The sequence below is a fragment of the Arthrobacter rhizophilus genome, assembly GCF_026241105.1.
Lineage (GTDB): Bacteria > Actinomycetota > Actinomycetes > Actinomycetales > Micrococcaceae > Arthrobacter.
The window spans coordinates 1-22,346 of record NZ_JAPFFT010000037.1; the positions used below are offsets into that span (position 1 = coordinate 1).

The window sequence follows — 22,346 nt, forward strand, 5'->3', positions numbered from 1 at the left end:
GAACCGCCCGGCGACAATGGACGATCAGAAGGACCAGAACCCAACCCGGGCCGCAACCCTTCACACATATCGTCTAGTCCTGTGTTCCAGCTAACTGCCGACTCCCCTGACCCGACGCAGTGCCAAAATTATGGAACGAGGCTATTGGACGCCCGAACAACCGGTTGTCCAATAGCCTCGTTCTCACTTTATGGCGCCAGCAGCGAGCCCGCGTTCGAAGTATCTCTGAAGTAGCAGGTAGGCGAGAACTTCCGGCAACGCTGTGATGACCGCAGACGCAAGAACCTTTGTCTGATCATTGCTGAACTCGCCAACGAAGAACTGCGGAATCAATGTTATTGCTTGGACGTCTGGATCCTGCAGGAATACCAGTGGCAGGAGATAGTCATTCCAAGAGGCCAATAGAGTGAAGATGACAATCGCCGCAGCAATCGGACGAGATAGCGGAATGACAATATACCAAAAGGCACGGAAGGCATTGGCTCCGTCCACCCTGGCTGCTTCAAATAGCTCGTTTGGAATCCCGTTCAGGAAGTTACGGGCTAATAGAACCGCAAAGGGAATCTGTAGAGCAGCGAGCGGTAGAACGACAGCCCAATACGTATTGTACAGTCCGAGATTAGTTGCGGTTACGAACAACGGGGTAAGGAGGACCACTTCCGGGAGCGTCAAGCATGCTAGAAGTAACCAGAAATAGATCTCTCTTCCTCTGATGTGAAGCTTGGAGAAACCATATGCAGCCAATAATGCCACTATGTAGACGATGACAATCGTCGCCAGCGCCATGATTGCACTGTTCCTGAAAAACAGGCCAAAGCCGGGAACCGCGAGTACCTTGGCATAGTTTCCCCAACCCTCCCCAGCCAGCGAACCCTGCAACATTGCCGCAAGCGGGAAAAGGAACGGCAGAACTAATACAGTGACTACGACCTGCAAAATTACTCGAGTGAGACGCGTCCTTGCCTCAAACATCAGGAAACTCCGTCCTTGTCGCGTCCGCGGACCTGGAGAAGGATGGCCATGCCCAGCGCCAATACCAGGAGAATTATCGATAGTGCTGCACCATAGCCCACGTTGCTTTCCGGGATGCTGACACGATAAATAAGGGTTCCAAGGAACTCCGTCGCGTAGTTGGGGCCGCCGATGGTGACCAGCCACGGGACGTCAAACGTCTTGAGCGCCGAGATAGCACTTAGCATTGCCAGTGCTACAGTCGTACCCCGCACTCCGGGCAAGATAATACTTATCAACGAACGGATATTTCCTGCTCCGTCGATTCGGGCAGCTTCCAGGATCTCCGGGTCAATTTGACTCATCGCTGCGTAGTACAACACGAATGTCAAGCCAGTCCACTCCCAGATGTGAATGGAAATGATAACGGCCAGAGATGTGCTGGACTGAGCGAGCCAAGGCTGAGCCAGTGACCCCAGACCAAGATGCTGGAGGAGCCAGTTGAATTGGCCGTCCGCTCCGTATACTTGCCTGAAGACGGGGGCCATGATCGACGGCGCCAGAACTACAGGGACAAAAATGATGATCTTGTAGATTACGCCAAGTTTCACCTTTGAATGCAGAAGAACAGCGAACACGACACCAAGAGCCGTTTGGATGAAGAAAGTAACTATGAAGTAAACCACCGTGTGATAAATGGCCTGCCAAACTACTGGATCCTGAACTGCGTGGACATAGTTCTGGGCACCTACGCTTAGCGGATCCGGATCGGTCCCATTCCACTTCAGTGTCGACACGTAGCCGGTGTAGCCCATGCCATAAAAGATCAGTCCCATGGACACGATAAGGGCCGGCAGGATCCATGGGAGTCCCCGCTGTCTTAGGCGGTTGCGCTTTCGTCTTCCTAGACCTCCCACCGACCCTTGCTGGCTGGAGTGAACGACCAAAGCCGGTTCAACTGATGTTTTGGCCATGACTTCGCTGTCTTCCCATCTGGTGTTCTTGGTCCATATCGACCCGGCTGGTCCGAGGCTACTTGAACTTCAATCCTGCTGCTTCAGCCGAAGACTGGAGAGTTTGGGCCGCCTGTTCTGGGGATGCCTTGCCCTCCGCCACCGTTGTGGAAGCCACACCAAAAGCCGTCGAAAGATCCGAGCTGACTAGTCCAAGACGTGGTTCCGTGACCGTAGCTGCCTGGTCAATCAACTTCTGGACTGACGGCTGCTGGGCACTCCGGTCGGTCATCGGGATGGTGTCCCAGTTCGGTGCGATTCCCTTAAGGGCAGGGATGTCATTCAGCACGTTCGCGACTTCCTGCTGACCCGCCTTGGAAGTACCGAGCCATGTGGCGAAAGTGGTCGCGGCCGCTTTGACCTTCGATTTGTTGTTCACGGCAAGTCCGTAGTCCGAGTCGCCCGAGAGGGCGAAGTCCGAGCTGCCGGCACCGGAAGCTGCAGGGAACGGAATCGGTACGATCGGGAACGGTTTTGGATTTGCCACCCCTGCCGCCGAGATCGCTGGCGTCATGCCGGCGGTTGTCGCATACTGCATATACCAGGTGCCCATCATGACCATTGCGGATTTTCCGGACATGAATTCATTATTCGCATCAGGGTACTGCTGGACCCCCAACGCACCGTCTTGCATGATGCCATCCGCGAACAGACGCTTCCATGTGGTGAGCGCCTTCACGATAGTGGGGTTGGTCCACTTCGTATCACCGGTTGATGCTTTGTTCCAAACACCCGGTTCGATGCTGTTCGAGATGGCCTGCAATGTGTCCCGGTTGAATGCAACCTGAGCTGCTCCTTGGACGAAGCACTTAATGCCATTCTTTTTGAATACACCGCAAACGTTCACCCATTCATCGACGGTCTTGGGAGGTGTCAGGTGGTACTGATCAAAGAGATTCTTATTTGTCCACAATGAACCCGAGTACGTTGATCCCACGGAAATGGCCGCAAGCTTGCCGCTCTTCGTCGTCAGGCCATCAACCCCGATAGGCGACACTTTTGACTTCCAGTCGCTGCCCAGCGACTTAGCCATTGCGGGCGTCAGATCAGCCGCGAAGCTGCTGAAGTCGTCCATTCGAACACCAGGATTAATGTCGTAGATGTCCGGGCCGCTGGATGAAGCCAATGCAGGCTTCAACGCAGCGTTCCAACCGTCAATGGTCAGCTGCTTATACGTGACCTTGATATCCGGATACTCCTTGTTGAACGCCGCAATGTAACGCTCCGCACCGGACGGCTGGGGAGTCCAGCCCCACCAGGTCACGTTTCCCGACGTCGCTGAGCCCTCGTCGGCTGCCGACGATCCCGACGAACCGCAGGCGCTAAGGCCCAAGGCCGTCATCCCCAGTATGGCCGCTGCGGCCACAGGTCGAAGCCTTGATTTCGCGCCGATAGATCTAAACATTGTGTCTCCTTCTCCGGAAGCTACTGCCGATGCAGTGCCGCAATTGTCGAGGGGTAAGGTCCGAGGGACTATCTGGTTGTGCGAAGAGGCTGTGGGCAATGCGTTGAGAACCAGAGCGGGAATCCCTCCGTCTACCTAATTCGTGACCGTGGGCGGCTAAGTCCCTTCAGATTTATGATCGCGACCCCCATTCACACGTTCGACGCCCATGTCCTGCGCATGAATCCTGACTTGCTGAGGGTGATTCTCCCTGTGTTGCCGGTCACACTCAAGATACATTCCCTAATTTCTAGAGTCAAGTTTCAGTAGAATAACGAAACATTTCGTGAATGCCTGAAGGCTTCGCGACACCACGGATGCCTGTCCGTCGCCCCGCTTCAGCGACAGCGGCCCTTCACCGGGAGGTCCGCCAACCGTTCGTGGAAACTGATCTAGAGTCTCATCCCTGCCGCCATGGGCCCCGTGTTTACTTGGATATCGGCCGAGCCACCATCCTGCTTGCGAAGCGGTGGGCCTCAGAGCGCGGCGGCTAAATCTGCCGTGCGAAAGTTTTCGCGACTTCTATAAAAAGTTTGCTAACTTCTGCGCGGCAATGTAGCTTTGCTTGAGTCAGTTCGATACGCGCACAGCACCGGTGGTTAGACCCCGGATCTGGCCAACGAGGGAGTAAAGTTGCCGCTCATTCAGATAGATCTCGACCGAACTCTTTACAACGAGAAGCACGAACAGATCAGCCGCGAGCTACACAAGGCCCAGATTGACGCCTTGGCGATACCGGCAGACGATCTCTTTCAGGTGTTCCGGCCGCATGATGCCGGCGAAATCAAGTTCGACCCCACGTACAACGGAGTTGACCGTCAGAATCTGGTTGTTATTCACATCACGATGGTCCATAAGTACTCGGTCGCTATGAAGAAGGGCCTGTACAAGCACATCGTTGAACGGATGGCTGCTATCGGAATCCGGCCAGAAGACATCCAGATCGCGGTCGTTGAGAACGGCTTCGAAGACTGGTACGCCGGCAGACTCTAACTCTTTCCCCGGCGGCACATACGAGAAGAAGCTGCCGATTCATGGCTCAAACTAATTTTGGAGGACGGTTATGACATCGAGCGTCACCCCCCTAAAGGTCTTGTTCATCGGCGGAACAGGCACGATCAGTGCCTCTTCCGTCCGCCTCGCGGTCGCCCAGGGTATGGAGGTCTTCGTTCTCAACCGGGGACGCAACGTTAAGGGACGGCTGCTGCCTGAGGCCGTAAAATGGCTTACCGCTGACATCACCAACCGCGACTCGGTCGCGACTGCACTTGGTGACCTACAGTTCGACGCAGTTGTGAATTTTCTTGGCTACAGCGCCGAAGACGCGGCCGAAGCAGTGGGCATGTTCCGAAACAAGACAAGCCATTACATCCACATCAGCACGGCTTCGTTGTACCAAAAGCCCATCCTTCAAGTACCCATCGTGGAATCAAACCTGCGTCAGAACAGGTTCCTGCATTACGCCCGGAAGAAAATCGATGCCGAGAACTTTCTCATGCAGGCACATGTCGATGAGGGTTTCCCTGTAACCATCGTGCGGCCATCACACACCTACGATGAAGCAAATCCCCCTCTTGCTGGCGGGTGGACGATTTTCGATCGAATCGAGCGAGGTGCAGAGGTAGTTGTGCACGGCGACGGCACATCGCTCTGGACTCTAACCCACGCGGCAGACTTAGCTCAGGGACTCGTGGGACTATTGGGCAATCAGCGGGCAGTTGGGGAGGCCTTCCACATCACTTCTGACGACGTGTACACCTGGGACCAGATCTACACACTCGTCGGAGATGCGGTCGGGGTACCGGCAAACCTCGTACATGTTCCTTCGGAGTTCTTTCCGATAGCCGCGCCTGACTGGGGATGGTCTGAGCTATTCGTCGGTGACCTCGGGCATAGCGCTATTTTCGATAACTCAAAGATCCGCCGCTACGTGCCCGGTTATGCACCGAACCGGACCTTCATTCGGACGGTTGTCGAGATGGCACAGTGGAGACGCGATCACCCGGCCGAAGCCGCAGGGGATCCGACCGTCGAAGGCATAATCGACCGTATGGCCAACGGCTACTACGACTCAAAGAAGATTTTCGAAGGACTCGCTCCATCGGGTGAGCACAAGTGACAGTGGCGGATATGCCGAACCCAGGAGCCATGCTTCGCGTCTCGGGTAGGCATCTTCGGAACGAAAGCGACACAGTGGTGCGCTTGCGAGGGGTCGGCCTTGGCGGTTGGATGAATATGGAAAACTTCATCACCGGGTATGCGGGTGCTGAATTTCAGCAGCGGAAGGTTCTTCGTTCTGTCCTGGGTCAAGAAGGATATGATCTTTTTTTCGACCGGTTCCTTGACGTGTTTTTTGCGGAAGAGGACGCGGACTACCTCGTGTCTCTGGGGATAAATTCGGTTCGTATCCCTTTCAATTACCGGCATTTTGAGGACGACGGAAGACCCTTCGAACTCAAGGAGGAGGGCTTTAGGCGCCTCGATCAGGCCATCGACGCATGCTCGAGTCGGGGCATTTATTCAATTCTTGATCTCCATGCCCTGCCCGGCCACCAGAATCAGCACTGGCACAGCGACAACCCCACTCACTGGGCAAGCTTTTGGACCCACAAGCACTTCCAGGACCGCGTTGTTCACCTGTGGGAGGCCCTTGCTGACCGATACAAAGACAATCCCTGGGTAGCAGGCTACAACCCCATAAATGAACCTGCCGACGCAGTTGGGGACGTCATTGGACCGTTCTACCGTCGTCTGGAATCTGCGATCAGGGCTGTCGATAGGAAACACATACTGTTCCTGGACGGAAACAGGTACTCGACGCAGTTTGACCAGTTGGGCGATCCGCTACCCAACACCGTGTATACGGCGCATGATTATGCTCTTCCGGGATTTGTCGATGGGGGTCCCTACCCAGGAGAAAGTCGCGGAAAGTACGTCGACAGGTCGGTGATCGAAAAGACCTTTCTTGATCGCACCCAATACATGAGGCAGACGGGTACTCCGATCTGGGTAGGCGAATTCGGTCCCGTATACACCGGCGACCCGGAGCGGGACGAGCAGCGCATTCGGCTCCTTGAGGATCAACTTGAAATTTACCGGGAGCACGAGGCCAGCTGGGCCTTGTGGACATATAAAGATATCGGCCTTCAGGGCGTCGTGTCGGTCCCAGCGGAGGCGCCGTATATGAAGCAGATCGCTTCGGTACTTGAAAAGAAGAAGCGCCTCGGCGTGGACTCTTGGGGGTCCACGGATGCTGGAGTGCGGGATATCTTGGGACCGATCGAGGCGCTGGTGGAGAGGGAATTCCCGGACTTCCAACCCTATCCGTGGGGCCAGAAGCGTTGGATTCATGGACTCGTTAGGCACGTGCTGCTTGCCGAGGCGATGGTTGGGGATTTCGGACGAAGCTTCGAAGGGTTAGAACCGGCGGCCGCGAGCTCACTAGCGGAGTCCTTCCGATTTGATACGTGCGATAAGAGCCTCCCACTTGCCAGGGCTCTTCGCGCAGACACACGGGCGATGACGTCCTAATCCCCGGACTGCACATTAGGGCGTTGATTCATTCCCTGACGTGCACGGTTTCACGCACCAGGTGGTGGACCTCGTGACGGGATCCGTATCTTCCGGCTGTCCGGCCGTCCTCAACGCAAAGGAAACCATGACTGACAAGAAGACCGCCCTGGTGGTCCGTGGCGGCTGGGATGGCCACCAGCCATTCGAGGCCACGGAATTCTTTATCCCGTTCCTCAAGGACAACGGCTACGACGTCCGGGTCGAGGAATCCCCCAAGGTATATGCCGATTCGGCATACATGCCCGGCGTTGACCTGATCGTGCAGTGCATGACCATGTCCACCATCGAAAAGGACGAATTCGAGGGGCTCCGCACCGCCGTCGAAAACGGCACGGGACTGGCCGGCTGGCACGGTGGCATCGCCGATTCCTACCGGAACAACTCGGACTACCTGCACATGATCGGCGGCCAGTTCGCGTGCCATCCGGGCAAACACCCGGACGAACGCATCGGCGAGCAGTCCGACAACTACATGCCGTACACCGTCACCATGGTCCCGGCCGCCGCGAGCCATCCCATCACGCAGGGCATCAGCGACTTCGAGCTGGTCACCGAGCAGTACTGGGTCCTCGCGGACGACTACATCGACGTCCTCGCCACCACTACCCAGAAGGTCCGCGACTGGGACCCGTGGAACCGTGAAGTCACCTCCCCCGCCATCTGGACCCGGCAGTGGGCCGAAGGCAGGATCTTCGTCTGCACCCCGGGCCACCGCGTGGAAATCCTCCAGGACAGCAATGTCCGCACCATCATCGAAAGGGGCATGCTTTGGGCAACCCGATAGACACAGCCAAGCCAATAAAAGTAGGCATCATCGGCTGCGGCGCCATCATCGCCCAGTACCTCACCAACTTCCGCCGCCTGGACGCCATTGACCTCGTGGCCGTCGCGGACCTCGACCCCGCCCGCGCGCAAGCGGTCGCGGACTCCTACGACGGCGTCCGTGCACTCACCGTAGAGGAGCTCCTCGCCGCGGAGGACGTCGAGCTCGTCCTGAACCTCACCATTCCGGCCGCGCATGCGCCGGTCGCTTTGAGGGCGATCGCCGCCGGCAAGAGTGTCTACGGGGAGAAGCCGCTCGCGGCCACCACCGCCGAGGCACGGCAAGTGCTCGACGCGGCGCGGGAGGCCGGCGTCGTAGTCGGCTGCGCACCGGACACGGTGCTCGGCACCGGGATCCAGACCGCCCGCAAAGCAATCGACGACGGCCTGATCGGCACACCCATCTCGGCCACCGCGACCATGGCCACCCCGGGGCACGAGCGCTGGCACCCGAACCCGGACTTCTACTACCAGCCCGGCGGCGGACCCCTGCTGGACATGGGCCCCTACTACGTCAGCGCCCTGGTCACGCTGCTGGGCCCGGTGGTCTCGGTCATCGGAGCCGCAAGCCACACCCGGAACTCGCGCACCATCGGCTCCGGACCACGCGAGGGCGAAACGATCCCCGTGACCATCGACTCGCACGTCACCGGGGTCCTGGTCCACGCCTCCGGCGCGCTGTCCACGCTCGTGATGAGCTTCGACGCCGTGAAAACCAAGTCCCCCAACATCGAGATCCACGGGGCCACAGGGTCCCTGGTCGTTCCCGACCCGAACCACTTCGACGGCGACGTCCGGCTCTTCACGCTCGGCGCCGACTCCTGGCAGACGCTACCGGCCTCGGCCGGCTACATCGATTCCGGCCGCGGCTTCGGCATCGCCGACCTCGCCGCCACTCCGGCCGGCGCGGAACCGCGTGCGGGCGGTCAGTTGGCTTACCACGCGCTGGAGGTCATGGAATCAGTGCTGGCATCCGCCCACAGCGGGACCGCGGTGACCATCAAAAGCACGGTCGAACGGCCGGACCCCGTGGAGTTGACCGCGTTGGCGGCACCGCTCGCACAGGTTCAGGGAATCAGCTCGTAAGGGTTGCCCAATATTCTCCGGACTGAGGCGGCCGCGGCACCGATAATATTTCGCCAATGATTGAGAAATTATCTCAGGCTATCATCTAAAGTTTTCGCGATAATCGCGTCAAGGCTCTTGGAATTTCGCGATAGAGTGGGTGCATGTCTGAGGAAACTATCGTTGATACAGCCTCTGCTCGCGCCACTCTCTCGCGCGTCGCCGCGGAAGCCGCCGTTTCTACGTCCACCGTATCGAAGGTGTTAAATGGCCGCACCGGCGTCTCCGAGACCACCAGGATCAGGATTGAAGAGCTCCTGGCTGTCCATGGGTATAACCGTCGGGGCGGCGGCCAGACGGCGGCACTCATAGAGCTGGTTTTTAGCCGTTTGGACAATTTGTGGGCGATCGAGATAATCCGGGGTGTCGAAGCGGTCGCCAGGGAGAACGGAATGAGCGTCATCCTGACGGAGAGCGGAGACCGGCACTCTCCCGCACCGGATTGGATTGAGGGGGTCGTGCAACGACGTCCCGCCGGCGTCATTTTGGTCTTCTCGGACCTTTCACCTGACCACAAACGCCAGCTTCGGACGAGAAACATTCCCTTCGTGGTGGTGGATCCGGCGGGCGATCCGGCACCTGATGTACCGTCCATCGGCTCGGCAAACTGGTCCGGCGGCGTATTGGCCACTCGCCATCTAATTGATCTTGGGCACCGCAACATTGCCATGATCACTGGCCCGGACGACATGATGTGTTCGCGCGCCCGCGTTTCGGGATACCGTTCTGCACTCGATGCTGCAGGTATACCGATTCAGGATCATCTGATTGTTCCCGGGCAATTCCATCGCGAGGACGGCATAGAACGGGGGCAGGAATTGCTGTCCCTGCCGAATCCCCCGACTGCCGTCTTCGCTGGAAGCGACCTCACAGCTCTCGGCGTCTACGAGGCCGCTCGATCGGTCGGTGTCGAGATTCCCCGGGATCTGTCTGTTGTAGGTTACGACGACCTTCAGATCGCCCAATGGGCAGGGCCGCCGCTTACAACCGTCAAACAACCGTTGTCCGAAATGGCGGCACAGGCGACACGTCTTGTGCTTCGTCTGCGAAACGGTCGGGAAGTCGAGAGCCTCCGCATCGATCTCGCCACAAGTCTCGTAGTGCGCAATAGTACTGCCCGCCCGGCCTGAAGACACTCCTGACGACCTAACCGAGCCATTCATCGGAAGGGGGTGTAAGTTTCTGCAAGTTGTCCCAGAGCGCCTCTGGAATCGGATGACGCAACAGGTCCAGAGTCTGGTCAATTCGGTCCGGGGAGGATACGCCCACTACTGTCGAACTTATTCGTTTATCCCGAATGGAGAACTGCAGTGCTGCAGCCGCCAGAGGAACGGCATATTCCCTGCATGCGAGCTGCATGGCAAAAGCCCGCCCCGGAGTAGCCTCGCCACCTTGGCCGTAGGCGTATTTTGGTTGATCCTGAGGTCCTCGGGCCAGCATCCCACCCCCGTACGGTGCGGCGTTTACGACACCCATGCCGCGGTGTGCGGCCAGGTCAAGTAGCCAATCCGCAGAACGGTCAAGAAGGCTGTATCTGTTGTGGGTGAGAACCACGTCGAATATGTCCGTATTAATGTAACGCGCCAGCAAGTCTACAGGGCCCCCAGCGACTCCCACATTGTCGACGATGCCTTCTGCGCGCAGCGATTCCATAGCCTCGACGGGCCTCCAACGGCCATTCCCTCCTCAAAGGAGAGTCGTTCTGGGTCATGAAGATACAGCAACTGCAGCCGGTCCAGCCCTAGCCGCTCCAAGCTCTCCTCCACAGAAGCCCTGATTCTCGCGGCAGAGAAATCTCCGTTACGTGGGTCGGGATCGGCTTTTGTTGCGAGGACAAATCCACTCGGAAGCCCTCCATGCCTGCGAATGGCTTCACCAATCCGTCGCTCGCTAGCCCCGTGGCCATAGCCGTTCGAAGTGTCCATGAAATTGATCGGGCTGGTAAAGACACTTAGTACGGTGGCAACCGCACGCTCTTGGCCCACTTCGTATCCGTAGAGCCCGGGCATGCTGGCCAGAGGACTCGTGCCGATACAGATTGGTGTAACCGATAGTCCTGTCGTACCAAGCGGACTCCTTTCGAGCTGGTTACCCGGCAATGCTTGAGCGTGCACGTTGTCTCCTGATAGATGGATTCATTGAATTATTGGCAATGTCCTTGCGGGACGCGCTAACCTCGACGCCGTCTGCAGTGATCCCGCCAGCACCCCGAGGACCGTCGTTAACACGGACATTTTCTGTGCTTAGTTGATGGGTGCGGGGCCGAGCTCATCGATGAGCTTCTGCATGGCCACGTAGGCCTTGTTCCGGTAGGCGATGAGTTCGGGTGTGCGGTCGGCCGGGACGTTGAGGAAACCCGCGCCGGTCTTGGTGCCCAGCTTTCCTGCCTCCACGAGGTCGCTCAGGATCTTCGGGGTCGCGAAGCGCTCCGGGAACCCGGTCTGGAGGGACTTGTAGCAGAAGTCGTAGACATCCAGTCCGGCCATATCCGCGATCGCGAACGGACCGAAGAACGGCAAGCGGAAGCCGAACGTCGTACGGACCAGGGTGTCGACGTCGTCCGCTGTCGCGATCCCCTGCTCCACCAGCTGGGCGGCCTCGTGGAACAGCGCGTACTGCAGCCGGTTGAGCACGAAACCGGTGACGTCCTTGACGACCGCGGTCTGCTTGCCGGCCGCGTGGACCAGTTCACGGGAAGCGGCCACGGTCTCCGGGGTGGTGCCGGCGTGGGGAATGATCTCGACGCCGGGAATGAACGGGGACGGGTTGGAGAAATGCACGCCCAGGAACCGCTCCGGGCCAGCCACGGCCACGGCGAGATCGGCGATGGAAATGGTGGAGGTGTTGGAACCGATCAGGGCCTCCGGGCGGGCGGCGGCGCTGATGCGGGCCAGGGTCCGGTGCTTGATGTCCAGGACCTCGGGGACGGCTTCTTCGATGAAGTCGGCGTCCGCCACGGCCTCTTCGATGTCCCTGGCCGCCCACAGATTGGCTTTCAGGATGGCCGTGGAGCCTTCGGGAAAGAGGCCCGCGGCCACGAATTCGTCCGACTCCACCAGCAGGCGGTCGTAGTTCTTCTGCGCGATTTCCGCGGACACGTCCGCCAGGGCAACGCGCGCCCCGCCGAGGGCCAGGACCTGCGCGATCCCGCCGCCCATGTAACCGGAGCCGACGACGGCGATCTTCCGGGCCGCCGCCGTGCCGGCCGGGGTTCTCTGGGATTGGGTCATGTCACACTGCCTTTGTGTAGTCGGGCTCGTAGGAGCAAATGGCGTCCACCTTGGCGGCGGAAGATGATGTTTCGTCAAAGGTGTGGCCCAGCCATTCATCCACCAGTTTCTTGGCCAGTTCCAGGCCGATCACCCGCTGGCCCATCGTCAGGACCTGGGCGTTGTTGCTCAGGACCGAACGCTCCACGGAGTAGCTGTCGTGCGCGGTGACGGCACGGATTCCGGGGACCTTGTTGGCCGCGATCGCCACGCCCAGGCCCGTGCCGCAGATCAGCAGGGCCCGGTCCGCCTCGCCGTCGGCGACTTTGCGCGCCGCGTTCACGGCAACGTGCGGATACGCCGTGGAATCGTTGACGCCCACGCCCACGTCGGTCACGGACGCCACCCGCGGATCGGCCTCAAGCAGCGCCATCAGTGCCTGCTTGTACTCGACGCCGGCCTCGTCATTGCCGACGACAATCCGCCAGCCCTGGGATGTGCTCATGCCTGAACTCCGTTTCCTGCCGGGACGGCTTGTGAACCGCGCAGCCGTGAATCGATATGTTGTGAGATCCTCGCCGTGATCAGCCCGAAGGAGACCGCGCCGGGATCAGGGTGGCCCACGCTCTTCTCCGCCAGCGGACGGGCACGGCCCTTCAGCGGCCGCAAACGGGCCGTCTCAACCGCCGCGGACCCAGCCGCCGCAGCAGCGGCCGCGAGGGCCCGGTCAACCGGGGCCCCGGCGTCGAACTCTGTCAGGAACGCAACCCGGAACGGGAGCAGCGCGTCCACCATGGCAACATATCCACGGTTCGCGGCAACGAATCCGTCCAGCGCATCATCCGCAAAGTCTGCGGGGCTATCGAAAATCCTTGGCATGGTTCCTCATTGAATCCGTATCGGGATTAGTCGTCGCCGGAATGTAGGTTCAGGTGCTTTCGCGACTCTTGGATGTCCGTCAACGCTTCACGATTAAGGAAACATTTCGTAAAAGTTTCGCGCTGAATTACAGCGTAGGCGCCAAGGCAATGGCTGGTCAAGCGATGCCAAGAAGCGCTATCTTTGATCGAAGGCGTAGCATCTTCTTTAGAAAGTTTCGTGGTCTAGTTCCGAGATCTTTCTTCGTGGCTACTGGGGAGGGATGCGTACGCTTCTGAGCTGCCGGGGCCGCACTCCGTCATATCGCCGCAGTAAAAGCTGGGACAGGTGCGCCTGAGTCCCGTACTGGCGGCGTTCGTCAATGGGAGTACCAGCGGCCGTACCCTTCAGCGGCTTTAGAAGTCCGGACTACAAGAAAGAAGGCATCGCGTGAACGGTAGTCGACCGGATCTTCACAGATCGGCAGTGCGCTACGAGTCCGGTGACTCGTGGACGATTGTCGCGGATGACCTGACCGGGGCATCTGATGCGGCCGCTCCATTTTCCAGGCGCGCGAATACGACCATTATCGTCGACGGCGTGCCCTCCCAATCGGAACGGGATGTGTTGTCCCTCAACACCGAGAGCCGCTACCTCAGCCCCTCGGCGGCGTCTTTAGCGGTTGAATCACTGGTTGGTTCCCTTATCAAGCAGAACCGAAAGCAGATCTTCAAGAAGATCGACTCTCAGCTTCGAGGGAATGTCGGGCACGAGGTCGCCGGCGCGCTTAGGGCATTCGAGCGGAACGGCCTGCCGGCCTTCGCGGTGGTCGCGCCAGCGTTCCCCGGCGCCGGCAGAACAACGATGGGCGGCACCGTCTTCATTGATGGGCAAGACGCGGCAGACGAAATAGACAATGCAGACATCCTCGAAACACTTCGGGTGGGCGGCTTGCGCGGAGCAGTCATCCGAAGGAACGAGTATGCGAATGCACGGGCGCTGGCCGACCGGATCCGTGGCGTCTTCGTTTCAGAGTGTGATGCAGCAGTCGTTGACTGTATGACAGATGAAGACCTAATGACGGTGGCGACTGCACACAGAATCCTAGGGCTTCCGGCGCTTCTGGTCGGCTCGGGTGGCTTGGCGGCCGGCATAGCCAATTCAGGGCATGGCGCGTCGCTCGCATCGGTTTCCATTGGGGATTGGCATGGAAACGCACTGGTTGTGATCGGCAGCTACTCAGATCGCAGTCGCCAACAGTTGGATGACCTTGTTTCCTCTGGAGTTTGCCATGTGTCGTTGAACCATTCGGACCTCTCATCTGAACGAATCAGCGGCGAAGTCTTGGCAGGCCTGAGCCTGGGCCACGTTGTACTAACACCCGACCGAATGGCACCGGTTCAAAAACAGAACGCACGAGAGATTGCTGAGGCGTTGGCACGGATCGTCAGCGCGGTTATCACATCAACCCGCATCCTCATCCTGTGCGGCGGTGAAACGGCGCGGGCCACTCTCGATTCCCTCAAAGTTCGAAAAATGCATGTTGAGGGCGAGTTAGAGCCCGGAGTTGTGGTCCATAGCATCACTGCAAGGCATCTGCTGGTAGTAACCAAGGCGGGAGCCTTCGGTGGCCGACAAACAATCACAAACGTCCTCGAACAAATAGGATCACACGACTCACTTACTAAGGGAGACAAATCATGGGACGACCAATCGTAGCTATCACAATGGGAGATCCGGCAGGGATCGGCCCCGAAATCATCGCGAAGGCCATGGCCGGGCTGCGCATTCAGGCTCGGGCACGCGTATTTGTTATTGGCGACAGAGCCCGGTTGGAACTGGCGATGAGCGTTGTTGGAAGTGCTCTCGAAGTCAATACGATCGAGGAACCCTCTCAGGCGCGGTTTGAGCCGGGAACGATTGATTGCCTGGATGTGCCCAGCGTGCGGCCGGATTTGCCTTGGGGCGAACTGTCGGCAGAGGCGGGGCATGCAGCTTATCTGTTCTTGGAGAAGGCAGTCGAGCTGTCCATTCGAAGGGAGATCGATGCCATCTGCACGGCACCCTTGAATAAGGCGGCCCTCCATGCGGGAGGACATAAATTCCCCGGGCACACTGAACTGCTGGCGCAGCTCACCGACACGGAGGAAGTCTCCATGATGCTGACTGCTCCAAAGATGAAAGTCATCCACGTCACCACTCACCTCGGCCTTTTAGACGCAGTGGAACGAATCGATGGTCCGCTCGTCTACAGAACTATTAAGCGCGGCTATGACCTGCTGATCCGAACAGGCATCAAGAACCCCAAAATCGCTGTGTGCGCCATCAACCCCCACGCCGGCGAGAACGGCTTGTTCGGCAACGGGGAAGAAGCGACAAAGATTGAGCCGGGCATCCAGCAGGCTCGGGCGGAAGGCATTGACGCCTTCGGCCCGCTTCCCGCCGATACCGTGTTCTTTCGCGCCGGCAGAGGAGACTTTGACCTTGTGGTCGCGATGTACCACGACCAGGGTCATGGCCCTGTGAAAGTCCTCGGACTGGAGAAGGGTGTCAACATCACTGTCGGGCTTCCTGTGGTCCGCACATCGGTCGACCACGGAACTGCCTTCGACATTGCAGGCAAAAACATTGCAGATCACGAGTCGCTTCTCGAGGCACTCAGTCAAGCGATAGACCTCGCCCCGCAGCGGCATGAGGAGGAGTAGGCGCCATTTCGGTCGGCTCGAAAAAAGCCTGTATCCGGCGGAAGACTTCCGCGGGAATGCCGTGTGGCGGCCCGCCAGCTTTTTGACAGGAGCTGGGTGGCCCTTCGTATCCTAGGATCAGCCAGTCCCCTTCAGCGAGGACGGGCACGTTGAATCGTGGTTATAGTCGACGGATGAAGCAACGAATATTGGGCAAGACAGGACGAGCAGTCTCTCTTGTGGGACTGGGCACTTGGCAGCTCGGTGCCGACTGGGGCAACGTGGACACCAAGGAAGCCAGCGACATTCTGGAAGCGGCAGTGGATTCCGGCGTGACGTTTCTTGATACCGCGGATGTCTACGGCGACGGACGGAGCGAGCAAGCCATCGGCGCGTACCTCGCTGCCAACCCTGGACTGGATATCATGGTTGCCACCAAAATCGGGCGGCGCTTGGAGCAGACCCCGGAGAACTACACACTTGCCAACTTTCGGCAGTGGATTGACCGTTCCCGACGGAACCTCCAGACGGATTGCCTGGACCTGGTCCAGCTGCACTGTCCTCCGACCCCGGTTTACAGCCGCCCGGAAGTCTACGAAGCGCTGGAGACGCTCGTCAGTGAAGGCGCGATTAGGAACTACGGCGTCAGCGTCGAGCGAACCGATGAAGCACTCGAAGCCATCAAACACGGCACGGCCACCATCCAGATCATTCTGAACGCCTTCAGACTCAAACCCCTGGACGAGGTCCTGCCCGCGGCGAAGAACGCCGGAGTCGGGGTCATCGCCAGGGTACCTCTCGCCTCAGGTTTGCTCTCGGGCAAGTATTCCAAGGACACATTCTTTGCGGAAAATGACCACCGGAAATACAACCGGACCGGAGCGGCATTCGACGTCGGGGAGACCTTCTCCGGCGTTGACTTCGAACAGGGCCTCAAGGCGGTGGATGAGTTCAGAAAACTAGTCCCGTCCGGCGCAACCACAGCCCAAACCGCCATCGCCTGGATCGCGGCACAAGAAGGCGTCAGCACCGTGATACCAGGAGCCAGGAACCGTGAACAAGCCCGCTCCAACGCAGCCTCCAGCGAGATGCTGGACCACATTGACCCGGACTTCGAGAACAGCGTCAGGGAAATCTACGACAAGTACCTCCGCGAGACAATTCATTCGCGCTGGTAACCTCAAGGCTAATTCGGCGAATCCTCCGTCGGTGGAGGGTTCTTACCCATGAATCCGTGAGTGCAACGTTAGCGAAGAACTAAATCGATTTGATTAAATTTGGCAAGCTTGCCAAGGACGCGCGGTTCAAACTGCTACTGTGACAGAAGATCGAGCATCCGCTCGTCGACAAAGGCAAACCGGGTGCGAGCCCGGGACGCAAAGCTACGGGGCCCCTGCGGTCAGCCGGGCCGCCGATCAGCAAGGGTCCCCATTATGCTTTCGATCGCTCCCGGCCACACCCATCTTCAAACCAAATTCCGCGAGGGATCCCGCGCGCGACGCCGGACTGCAGCGGGTGCCGCCTTAGGTGCAGCGGCCCTCGTGGCGTGGGCAGTTGCCGGGCAGTCGCCCGCGTACGCGGCCGACGCCCCGGTGGGCCTGGGGACGGCCGCCGCGTACTCAGTCCTCGGAGGAACGACAGTCACCAACACCGGCCCCACCACCTTGGCCGGAAACCTAGGAGTGAACCCCGGTAGCGCGATCACGGGCTTTCCCCCTGGCCTTGCAGCGGGCGCCACCCACGCCGGAGACGCCCAGGCCGGCCAGGCAGAGTCCGCTCTGACCACGGCTTACGACGACGCGGCCGGCCGGCCCATGACCGCGAGCGTTGCCGGCGACTTGGTCGGACAAACACTGACAGCTGGCGTGTACAAATCCGCTGGTCCGCTGGCCGTCAGCGGCGCGCTGACCCTTAACGGCCAAGGGAATCCGAATTCGGTGTTCATATTCCAAGTTGCCTCCACCCTGACGACGGCTTCGGCCAGCAGCATCGTCCTGACCAACAGCGCCCAGGCCTGCAACATCTACTGGCAGGTCGGTAGCTCCGCAATTCTGGGCACGGCGTCGACGTTCAAGGGGAACATTCTGGCCCTTACGTCCATCACCGCAACTACCGGCACCAGCGTCGAAGGCAGGGCACTCGCCCGAAACGGGCAAGTAGCGCTGGACACTAACGTCTTCACCATGCCCGGTTGTGCCACTGCGTCACCCACATCCACCACAACCCCTCCCCCGACCGGGGCCCCGACAGCGATCGCATCGACCAGCGCGGGCGCGGGTGCAGGCGCCGACGCCGGAACCGGGACGGCGACCACCGGAACCGGGTTGGCCTCGACCGGGAGCGGGCTGGCCTCGACCGGCCGTGGCCTGAACATCGATACCGCCGCAGAGACTCATGCCCCGAACGCCGGACCGGTTATCGGCGCCGCAGCACTGACGGCGGGCTTGATCGGGGCGTGCATGCTGTTCCTCAGAAGGCGCCCGGGCCGACAAAACAAGTAAAAACAGGAGAAAAACTCTTGTGCACCCCGGCGCTGCGGCGCCAGCATCGTCTATGCGGATGATCACACGATGACCGAAACCGCCCCGGGCCCGCGTCGCCCAAATACCAAGCTGCTGAGCGGGGCTGCCCTTGTGACGGCTGGGCTGGCTATCCTGTTCAGCCTCCTGGCAGGCCCGGCTTCACCCCAATCCGGCTCGGGGCCAAGCCCTGTCGCGGCACCGTTTTCACCCACCGATGCCCCGACGACGGCGAAGCCGGCTGCGCCCGCACAGCAAGGCTCCCCTCCGCTGCATATTACCTATCCTGGGGTCGGCATGGACCAGGACGTGCTTCCTCTCACACCGGCGCAGGGAACACAGGCCTCAATCGTTCCGCCGATGACCGTCGACGCCTACTGGCTCACCCCGTACGGCAGCCCCGGTTCCACCGACACCACGTACATCGTCGGACACAGCTGGGAAGGTCGCGATTCAGCCTTCAACCACCTCAGCACCGTGGCACACCCCGGAGACCACCTCACCCTCACCACGGCAGCCGGACAGGAAAATTACACCGTCAAAACAGTTTCCACCGAAAACAAAAACACCCTCAAAGACAGCCCCATCTGGGACAAGGTCCCGAACAGGCTTGTCCTGGTCAGCTGCTACGCCGCCGACCTTTGGGGAACTAACATCATCATCACCGCCGACCAGACACCAACACCAACCCGGTGACGGCGCACCATGGGGTCCTACTACCCAAATAGTCGAACCCTGCCCTGGCCTCGTTCCACCTCGCACACAGCCTCAACCGGGAAACGCCCGGATGGTCATAAGCAGGACCGAGGCGCTTAGCGGGTGTGGCTGTTCCTACGCTTCGAAGTGGGTCTGGACGCTGTTGCCGGAGAGCTGTTCGATCAGTTCGGTGGCTACATCCCGTAGTTTGCGGTTGCGGTTGCTGGAGACCCTGGTGAGGATTTCCATCGCTTCGGCCTGTGAGCATTTGTTTTGCGCCATGATGACACCGCAGGCCAGGTCGATGGCGGTCCTGCGTTGCATGGCTGACTCCAGGTCCTCCGCCCGGTTGTGGGCGGAGTCGATTCGCACAGACAGGTGGAGAATGTTGTGGGCAGCGGCTGCAAAGCCCACGGCCTTGTCGTAGACATTCGGGGTGAACGCGCCTGGCTTGGATGCGAAAAAGTTCAGCGCGGCACTGGCGTCATCGCTGATTTCCATGGGAACTCCCAACGAGCCGTGAACGCCCATCTCCGCGAATTTCTTGGTGAGCTCCGGCCAGCGCAGATCGGTCGAACCGTCGTCGATGATCACAGGGGACATCTCGCGGAGTGCCTCGATGCGGGGCCGTCACCGAGAGCCTGCTCAAGCCGGTCAAGCTCCACGGCGTGTGTGCTGCTGCCGGCGGCAGTAAGGGGCCGGCGTCTGACTTTTACGGTGACTGCGCATTCGATCTCGTCGCCGGAAGCTTCAGAAATCGAAGCCGCAGCGAGCTTAGACAGCCCGGCAAGGAATTCAGAAGCGTTCTCTGCGCCCACCAGAACAGCTTGAGTCGAAATGACGCGCCCCCAGCCGGAACAGGGTATTCCTTAGCCTCGGGCACAAACACGAGTAGCGCCTACTTACCGTGCCCCGGTTGGCACTCGAGTGGCCTATGCTGCCGGTGGCGCCGACGATGAGGACCGTGGTGGGACGGTCGTTCATTTTTTCTCTTTGACCGCTATTTGTGTGGTGTCGCGCTGGGTGGCGGCCCAGCTGGCGAGGACTTTCAGGGCGTCCTCGGAGGGTGTCCCGGGGTCTGCTGTGTAGACGTTGATGCGCAATCCCGGGTCTGCGGGGAGTTCCAGCGCTTCAAAGCTCAAGTCCAGGTCGCCGACGATCGGGTGGTGGAGGCGCTTGCGGCCGGCGCGGTGGTATTTCACGTCGTGACGGGCCCACCGGGTACGGAACTCTTCGCTGCGGGTGGAGAGTTCACCGATCAGATCCGTGAGGTCCTTGTCGTACGGGTTTTTACCGGCTGTAGAGCGCAGGACTGCGACGATGTCATCCGCTGCGCGTTCCCAGTCGGCGAAGAACGCCCGCGCTTTCGGGTTCAGGAAGGTGAAGCGCGCACTGTTCGGCGGAGTGGGCCCCTCTACCATCATGTCCAGATAGAGGGCACGGCCCAATTCGTTGGAGGCGAGGACATCCCCGCGGTCGTTGCGGACCCAGGCGGGGGCGGCCGTGATCGCATCGATGACGCGTTGCACGCTCGGCCGCACTGTCTGCGGGCTGTGCTTGCGCCGAACCCGGGGGGAGGCGGTGGCGGCGCGGGCCAGGTCAAAGAGGTGGGCCGTTTCGGCGTCGTCGAGCTTCAATGCACGCCCGAGGGCTTCGAGGACACTGTCCGAGGCACCGGAGAGGTTTCCCCGCTCAAGGCGTATGTAGTAGTCGATGCTCATCCCGGCGAGCATCGCGACTTCCTCGCGGCGCAGCCCGGTAACCCGCCGGTTGCCGCCGTAGACCGGCAGCCCGGCCTCATCCGGCGTGATCCTTGCTCGGCGGGAGGTCAGGAACTTCCGCACGTCGTCGCTGTGTGTCATGGCATCCACGCTACGCGCGGTCGATGGGACGAGGGAGGCACTGGCGTTACCCGGAACGGCCGTGACTCCCGGCCCGTCAGGAATCAAGGTTGCATTGAAAGCATGAAACCTGAACCCGCAACAGCTTCCCACCCGGGAGCGATCCTGGCGATCATCCTCGTCAGCTACTTCATGATCCTGCTGGACAACTCGGTCATCTTCACTGCCCTGCCGAGCCTGCAGGCAGATCTGCAGCTGAGCACCGGGGAGCTCTCCTGGGTTCAGGATGCCTACACGCTGGTCTTCGGAGGCCTGCTGCTCCTCGGAGCCCGGGCAGGAGACCTGCTCGGCCGCCGGCGGGTTTTCGTGTTCGGGCTGGTGGTGTTCTCGATCGCCTCGCTGCTGATCGGACTGGCCCCAGCGGGCTGGTGGGCGATCGCCGGCCGCGCCGTGCAGGGTGTCGGGGCGGCGATCGTCGCGCCCGCCTCACTCTCCCTGCTCACCGCGAGCTTCCCGGAGGGCCGTGAGCGCACCCGGGCGGTGGCCTTGTACGGCGCCACCGCAGGGATCGGTGCCAGCCTGGGACTCGTCATCGGCGGGGCGCTGGCCCACTGGATCTCCTGGCGTGCCGGGTTCTTCGTCAACGTGCCCATCGGCGCCGCGATGATCGCACTCGCGCCGCGGTTCATCCCGGAATCAGGCCGGGCCCACGGCCGCTTCGACGTTTTCGGCGCGCTCAGCGCCACGGTGGGTGTCGGCGCTCTCGTGTTCGGCATCATCAACACCGTCGACGCCGGCTGGAACTCGCCGGTTACGGTCACAGCCGTCAGTGCCGGCGTCGTGCTCCTGGTCCTGTTCGTGCTGATCGAGCGCACGGCGGCCCAGCCGATCATGCCGCTGCGGTTGTTCGCGAGCCGCCGCCGAACCGGCGCCTACGTCGCCCGCTTCCTGTACCTGGGCGCGATGATCGGGTTTTTCTTCTTCACCACCCAGTTCCTGCAGGAAGTGCTCGGCTTCGACCCCCTGCAGGCCGGCCTCGGATTCCTGCCCATGACCGCAGTGAACTTCGCCGTCGCGATGAGCATCCCGCGGCTCATGGGCAGGTTGCCGGGTTCCATTCCGCTCGTGGCCGGCATCCTGGTCACTCTTGCCGGGATGTTCTGGCTCAGCAGGGTCGGTGTCGACTCCGCATACCTGACCGGGGTTGCCCTGCCGATGGTCCTCATTGGGGCCGGCCAGGGTCTCGGGTTTGCGCCCCTGACCTCCCTCGGCATCATCGGCGCCCCCGCGTCCGACGCCGGCGCGGCGTCGGGCCTTGTGAACACCTTCCACCAGGTCGGCACCTGCCTCGGGCTTGGCATCGCGGTCGCGGCGGCAGGGACCGTCCCGACCACCGGTTCCGCCGTCGCGCACCTGGCCGCCCAGGTCAGCCTCGCCCTCACGACAGGCAGCATTCTCCTGCTCCTGGCCCTGGCCGTCACGGCGGCCCTCATCCTTCCCGCGGATCTGGCGGCCCGCCGCACCAGGACACCGCGGGAGCCCGTCCCGGCGCCGCAGCTCGAAGCCGCCCGCTGAACCTCCCGACCACCCACTTTAAAGGGGGTACTGACG

General features: G+C 60.5%; 22 protein-coding genes and 1 riboswitch. Of the genes, 12 read left to right on the forward strand and 10 right to left on the reverse strand.

The window, feature by feature from the left end; all coding sequences use genetic code 11:
- Positions 1-183: 183 nt before the first annotated feature.
- From OOZ51_RS19920 to OOZ51_RS19930, 3 genes are read right to left on the reverse strand one after another with little or no spacing between them, the layout of a single operon-like run.
- The gene (locus OOZ51_RS19920) at positions 184-972 is read right to left on the reverse strand and encodes a carbohydrate ABC transporter permease (protein WP_265981528.1); all 789 of its coding nucleotides are present in this window, start codon (positions 970-972) and stop codon (positions 184-186) included.
- On the reverse strand, positions 972-1,925 hold the full coding sequence (locus OOZ51_RS19925; RefSeq protein WP_265981530.1) for a carbohydrate ABC transporter permease: 954 nt from the start codon (positions 1,923-1,925) through the stop codon (positions 972-974). Before OOZ51_RS19925 ends, OOZ51_RS19920 begins: the two co-directional genes overlap by 1 nt.
- A gap of 58 nt (positions 1,926-1,983) precedes the next feature.
- Complete coding sequence (locus OOZ51_RS19930; protein ID WP_265981531.1) at positions 1,984-3,228, reverse strand: ABC transporter substrate-binding protein; 1,245 nt, start codon at positions 3,226-3,228, stop codon at positions 1,984-1,986.
- An 813-nt stretch (positions 3,229-4,041) separates the two neighbouring features.
- On the opposite strand from OOZ51_RS19930, the gene OOZ51_RS19935 reads away from it, so the two are divergent.
- The 6 genes from OOZ51_RS19935 (at position 4,042) to OOZ51_RS19960 (ending at position 10,058) form a co-directional block, all read left to right on the forward strand.
- Positions 4,042-4,401 carry a tautomerase family protein gene (locus OOZ51_RS19935; RefSeq protein ID WP_265981532.1) on the forward strand — a complete coding sequence of 120 codons (360 nt, stop codon included), beginning with the start codon at positions 4,042-4,044 and terminating at the stop codon, positions 4,399-4,401.
- A gap of 70 nt (positions 4,402-4,471) precedes the next feature.
- A complete protein-coding gene (locus OOZ51_RS19940) occupies positions 4,472-5,527 on the forward strand; it encodes an NAD-dependent epimerase/dehydratase family protein (protein WP_265981533.1) in 1,056 nt (351 codons plus the stop codon).
- A 116-nt stretch (positions 5,528-5,643) separates the two neighbouring features.
- Positions 5,644-6,939: a glycoside hydrolase family 5 protein gene (locus OOZ51_RS19945; RefSeq protein WP_265981535.1), complete on the forward strand. Its 1,296-nt coding sequence runs from the start codon at positions 5,644-5,646 to the stop codon at positions 6,937-6,939.
- Between the two features lie 127 nt (positions 6,940-7,066).
- On the forward strand, positions 7,067-7,765 hold the full coding sequence (locus OOZ51_RS19950) for a ThuA domain-containing protein (RefSeq protein WP_265981536.1): 699 nt from the start codon (positions 7,067-7,069) through the stop codon (positions 7,763-7,765).
- The gene (locus OOZ51_RS19955; RefSeq protein ID WP_265981538.1) at positions 7,750-8,889 is read left to right on the forward strand and encodes a Gfo/Idh/MocA family protein; all 1,140 of its coding nucleotides are present in this window, start codon (positions 7,750-7,752) and stop codon (positions 8,887-8,889) included. Before OOZ51_RS19950 ends, OOZ51_RS19955 begins: the two co-directional genes overlap by 16 nt.
- 143 nt (positions 8,890-9,032) lie before the next feature.
- Complete coding sequence (locus tag OOZ51_RS19960; protein WP_265981539.1) at positions 9,033-10,058, forward strand: LacI family DNA-binding transcriptional regulator; 1,026 nt, start codon at positions 9,033-9,035, stop codon at positions 10,056-10,058.
- Between the two features lie 16 nt (positions 10,059-10,074).
- Here OOZ51_RS19960 and OOZ51_RS19965 read toward each other — a convergent pair whose 3' ends face one another.
- The 5 genes from OOZ51_RS19965 to OOZ51_RS19985 all read right to left on the reverse strand — a co-directional run bounded on the left by OOZ51_RS19965 (position 10,075) and on the right by OOZ51_RS19985 (position 13,016).
- Positions 10,075-10,581, reverse strand: coding sequence for an aldo/keto reductase (locus OOZ51_RS19965; RefSeq protein WP_265981540.1), 507 nt, complete (start codon positions 10,579-10,581; stop codon positions 10,075-10,077).
- Positions 10,521-10,937, reverse strand: a complete 417-nt coding sequence (locus OOZ51_RS19970; RefSeq protein WP_265981541.1) for an aldo/keto reductase — start codon at positions 10,935-10,937, stop codon at positions 10,521-10,523. Before OOZ51_RS19970 ends, OOZ51_RS19965 begins: the two co-directional genes overlap by 61 nt.
- A 234-nt stretch (positions 10,938-11,171) precedes the next feature.
- Positions 11,172-12,158: a 3-hydroxyacyl-CoA dehydrogenase family protein gene (locus OOZ51_RS19975; protein ID WP_265981543.1), complete on the reverse strand. Its 987-nt coding sequence runs from the start codon at positions 12,156-12,158 to the stop codon at positions 11,172-11,174.
- A gap of 1 nt (position 12,159) precedes the next feature.
- Positions 12,160-12,642, reverse strand: a complete 483-nt coding sequence (locus OOZ51_RS19980) for a ribose-5-phosphate isomerase (protein WP_265981545.1) — start codon at positions 12,640-12,642, stop codon at positions 12,160-12,162.
- Positions 12,639-13,016, reverse strand: a complete 378-nt coding sequence (locus OOZ51_RS19985) for a DAK2 domain-containing protein (protein ID WP_265981546.1) — start codon at positions 13,014-13,016, stop codon at positions 12,639-12,641. The genes OOZ51_RS19980 and OOZ51_RS19985 overlap by 4 nt, the downstream gene beginning before the upstream one ends.
- A gap of 465 nt (positions 13,017-13,481) precedes the next feature.
- Here OOZ51_RS19985 and OOZ51_RS19990 point away from each other — a divergent pair, with 465 nt between their 5' ends.
- The 5 genes from OOZ51_RS19990 (at position 13,482) to OOZ51_RS20010 (ending at position 18,894) form a co-directional block, all read left to right on the forward strand.
- On the forward strand, positions 13,482-14,714 hold the full coding sequence (locus tag OOZ51_RS19990; RefSeq protein WP_265981548.1) for a four-carbon acid sugar kinase family protein: 1,233 nt from the start codon (positions 13,482-13,484) through the stop codon (positions 14,712-14,714).
- An 8-nt stretch (positions 14,715-14,722) separates the two neighbouring features.
- Complete coding sequence (gene pdxA / locus OOZ51_RS19995) at positions 14,723-15,700, forward strand: 4-hydroxythreonine-4-phosphate dehydrogenase PdxA (RefSeq protein WP_265981549.1); 978 nt, start codon at positions 14,723-14,725, stop codon at positions 15,698-15,700.
- A 173-nt stretch (positions 15,701-15,873) separates the two neighbouring features.
- On the forward strand, positions 15,874-16,857 hold the full coding sequence (locus OOZ51_RS20000) for an aldo/keto reductase (RefSeq protein WP_265981551.1): 984 nt from the start codon (positions 15,874-15,876) through the stop codon (positions 16,855-16,857).
- Positions 16,858-17,020: 163 nt separating this feature from the next.
- Positions 17,021-17,095, forward strand: a riboswitch (cyclic di-GMP riboswitch).
- Between the two features lie 17 nt (positions 17,096-17,112).
- Positions 17,113-18,180, forward strand: coding sequence for an ice-binding family protein (locus OOZ51_RS20005; RefSeq protein ID WP_265981553.1), 1,068 nt, complete (start codon positions 17,113-17,115; stop codon positions 18,178-18,180).
- Positions 18,181-18,249: 69 nt separating this feature from the next.
- Complete coding sequence (locus tag OOZ51_RS20010; RefSeq protein ID WP_265981556.1) at positions 18,250-18,894, forward strand: class F sortase; 645 nt, start codon at positions 18,250-18,252, stop codon at positions 18,892-18,894.
- A gap of 135 nt (positions 18,895-19,029) precedes the next feature.
- On the opposite strand, the gene OOZ51_RS22435 is transcribed toward OOZ51_RS20010, so the two are convergent.
- Entirely contained in the window at positions 19,030-19,497 is a 468-nt protein-coding gene (locus tag OOZ51_RS22435; protein ID WP_323054815.1) for an ANTAR domain-containing protein, read from the reverse strand.
- A 377-nt stretch (positions 19,498-19,874) separates the two neighbouring features.
- A complete protein-coding gene (locus OOZ51_RS20020; RefSeq protein ID WP_265981557.1) occupies positions 19,875-20,756 on the reverse strand; it encodes a helix-turn-helix transcriptional regulator in 882 nt (293 codons plus the stop codon).
- A 102-nt stretch (positions 20,757-20,858) separates the two neighbouring features.
- Here OOZ51_RS20020 and OOZ51_RS20025 point away from each other — a divergent pair, with 102 nt between their 5' ends.
- The gene (locus OOZ51_RS20025) at positions 20,859-22,310 is read left to right on the forward strand and encodes an MFS transporter (RefSeq protein ID WP_265981558.1); all 1,452 of its coding nucleotides are present in this window, start codon (positions 20,859-20,861) and stop codon (positions 22,308-22,310) included.
- The last annotated feature ends 36 nt before the right edge of the window (positions 22,311-22,346 follow it).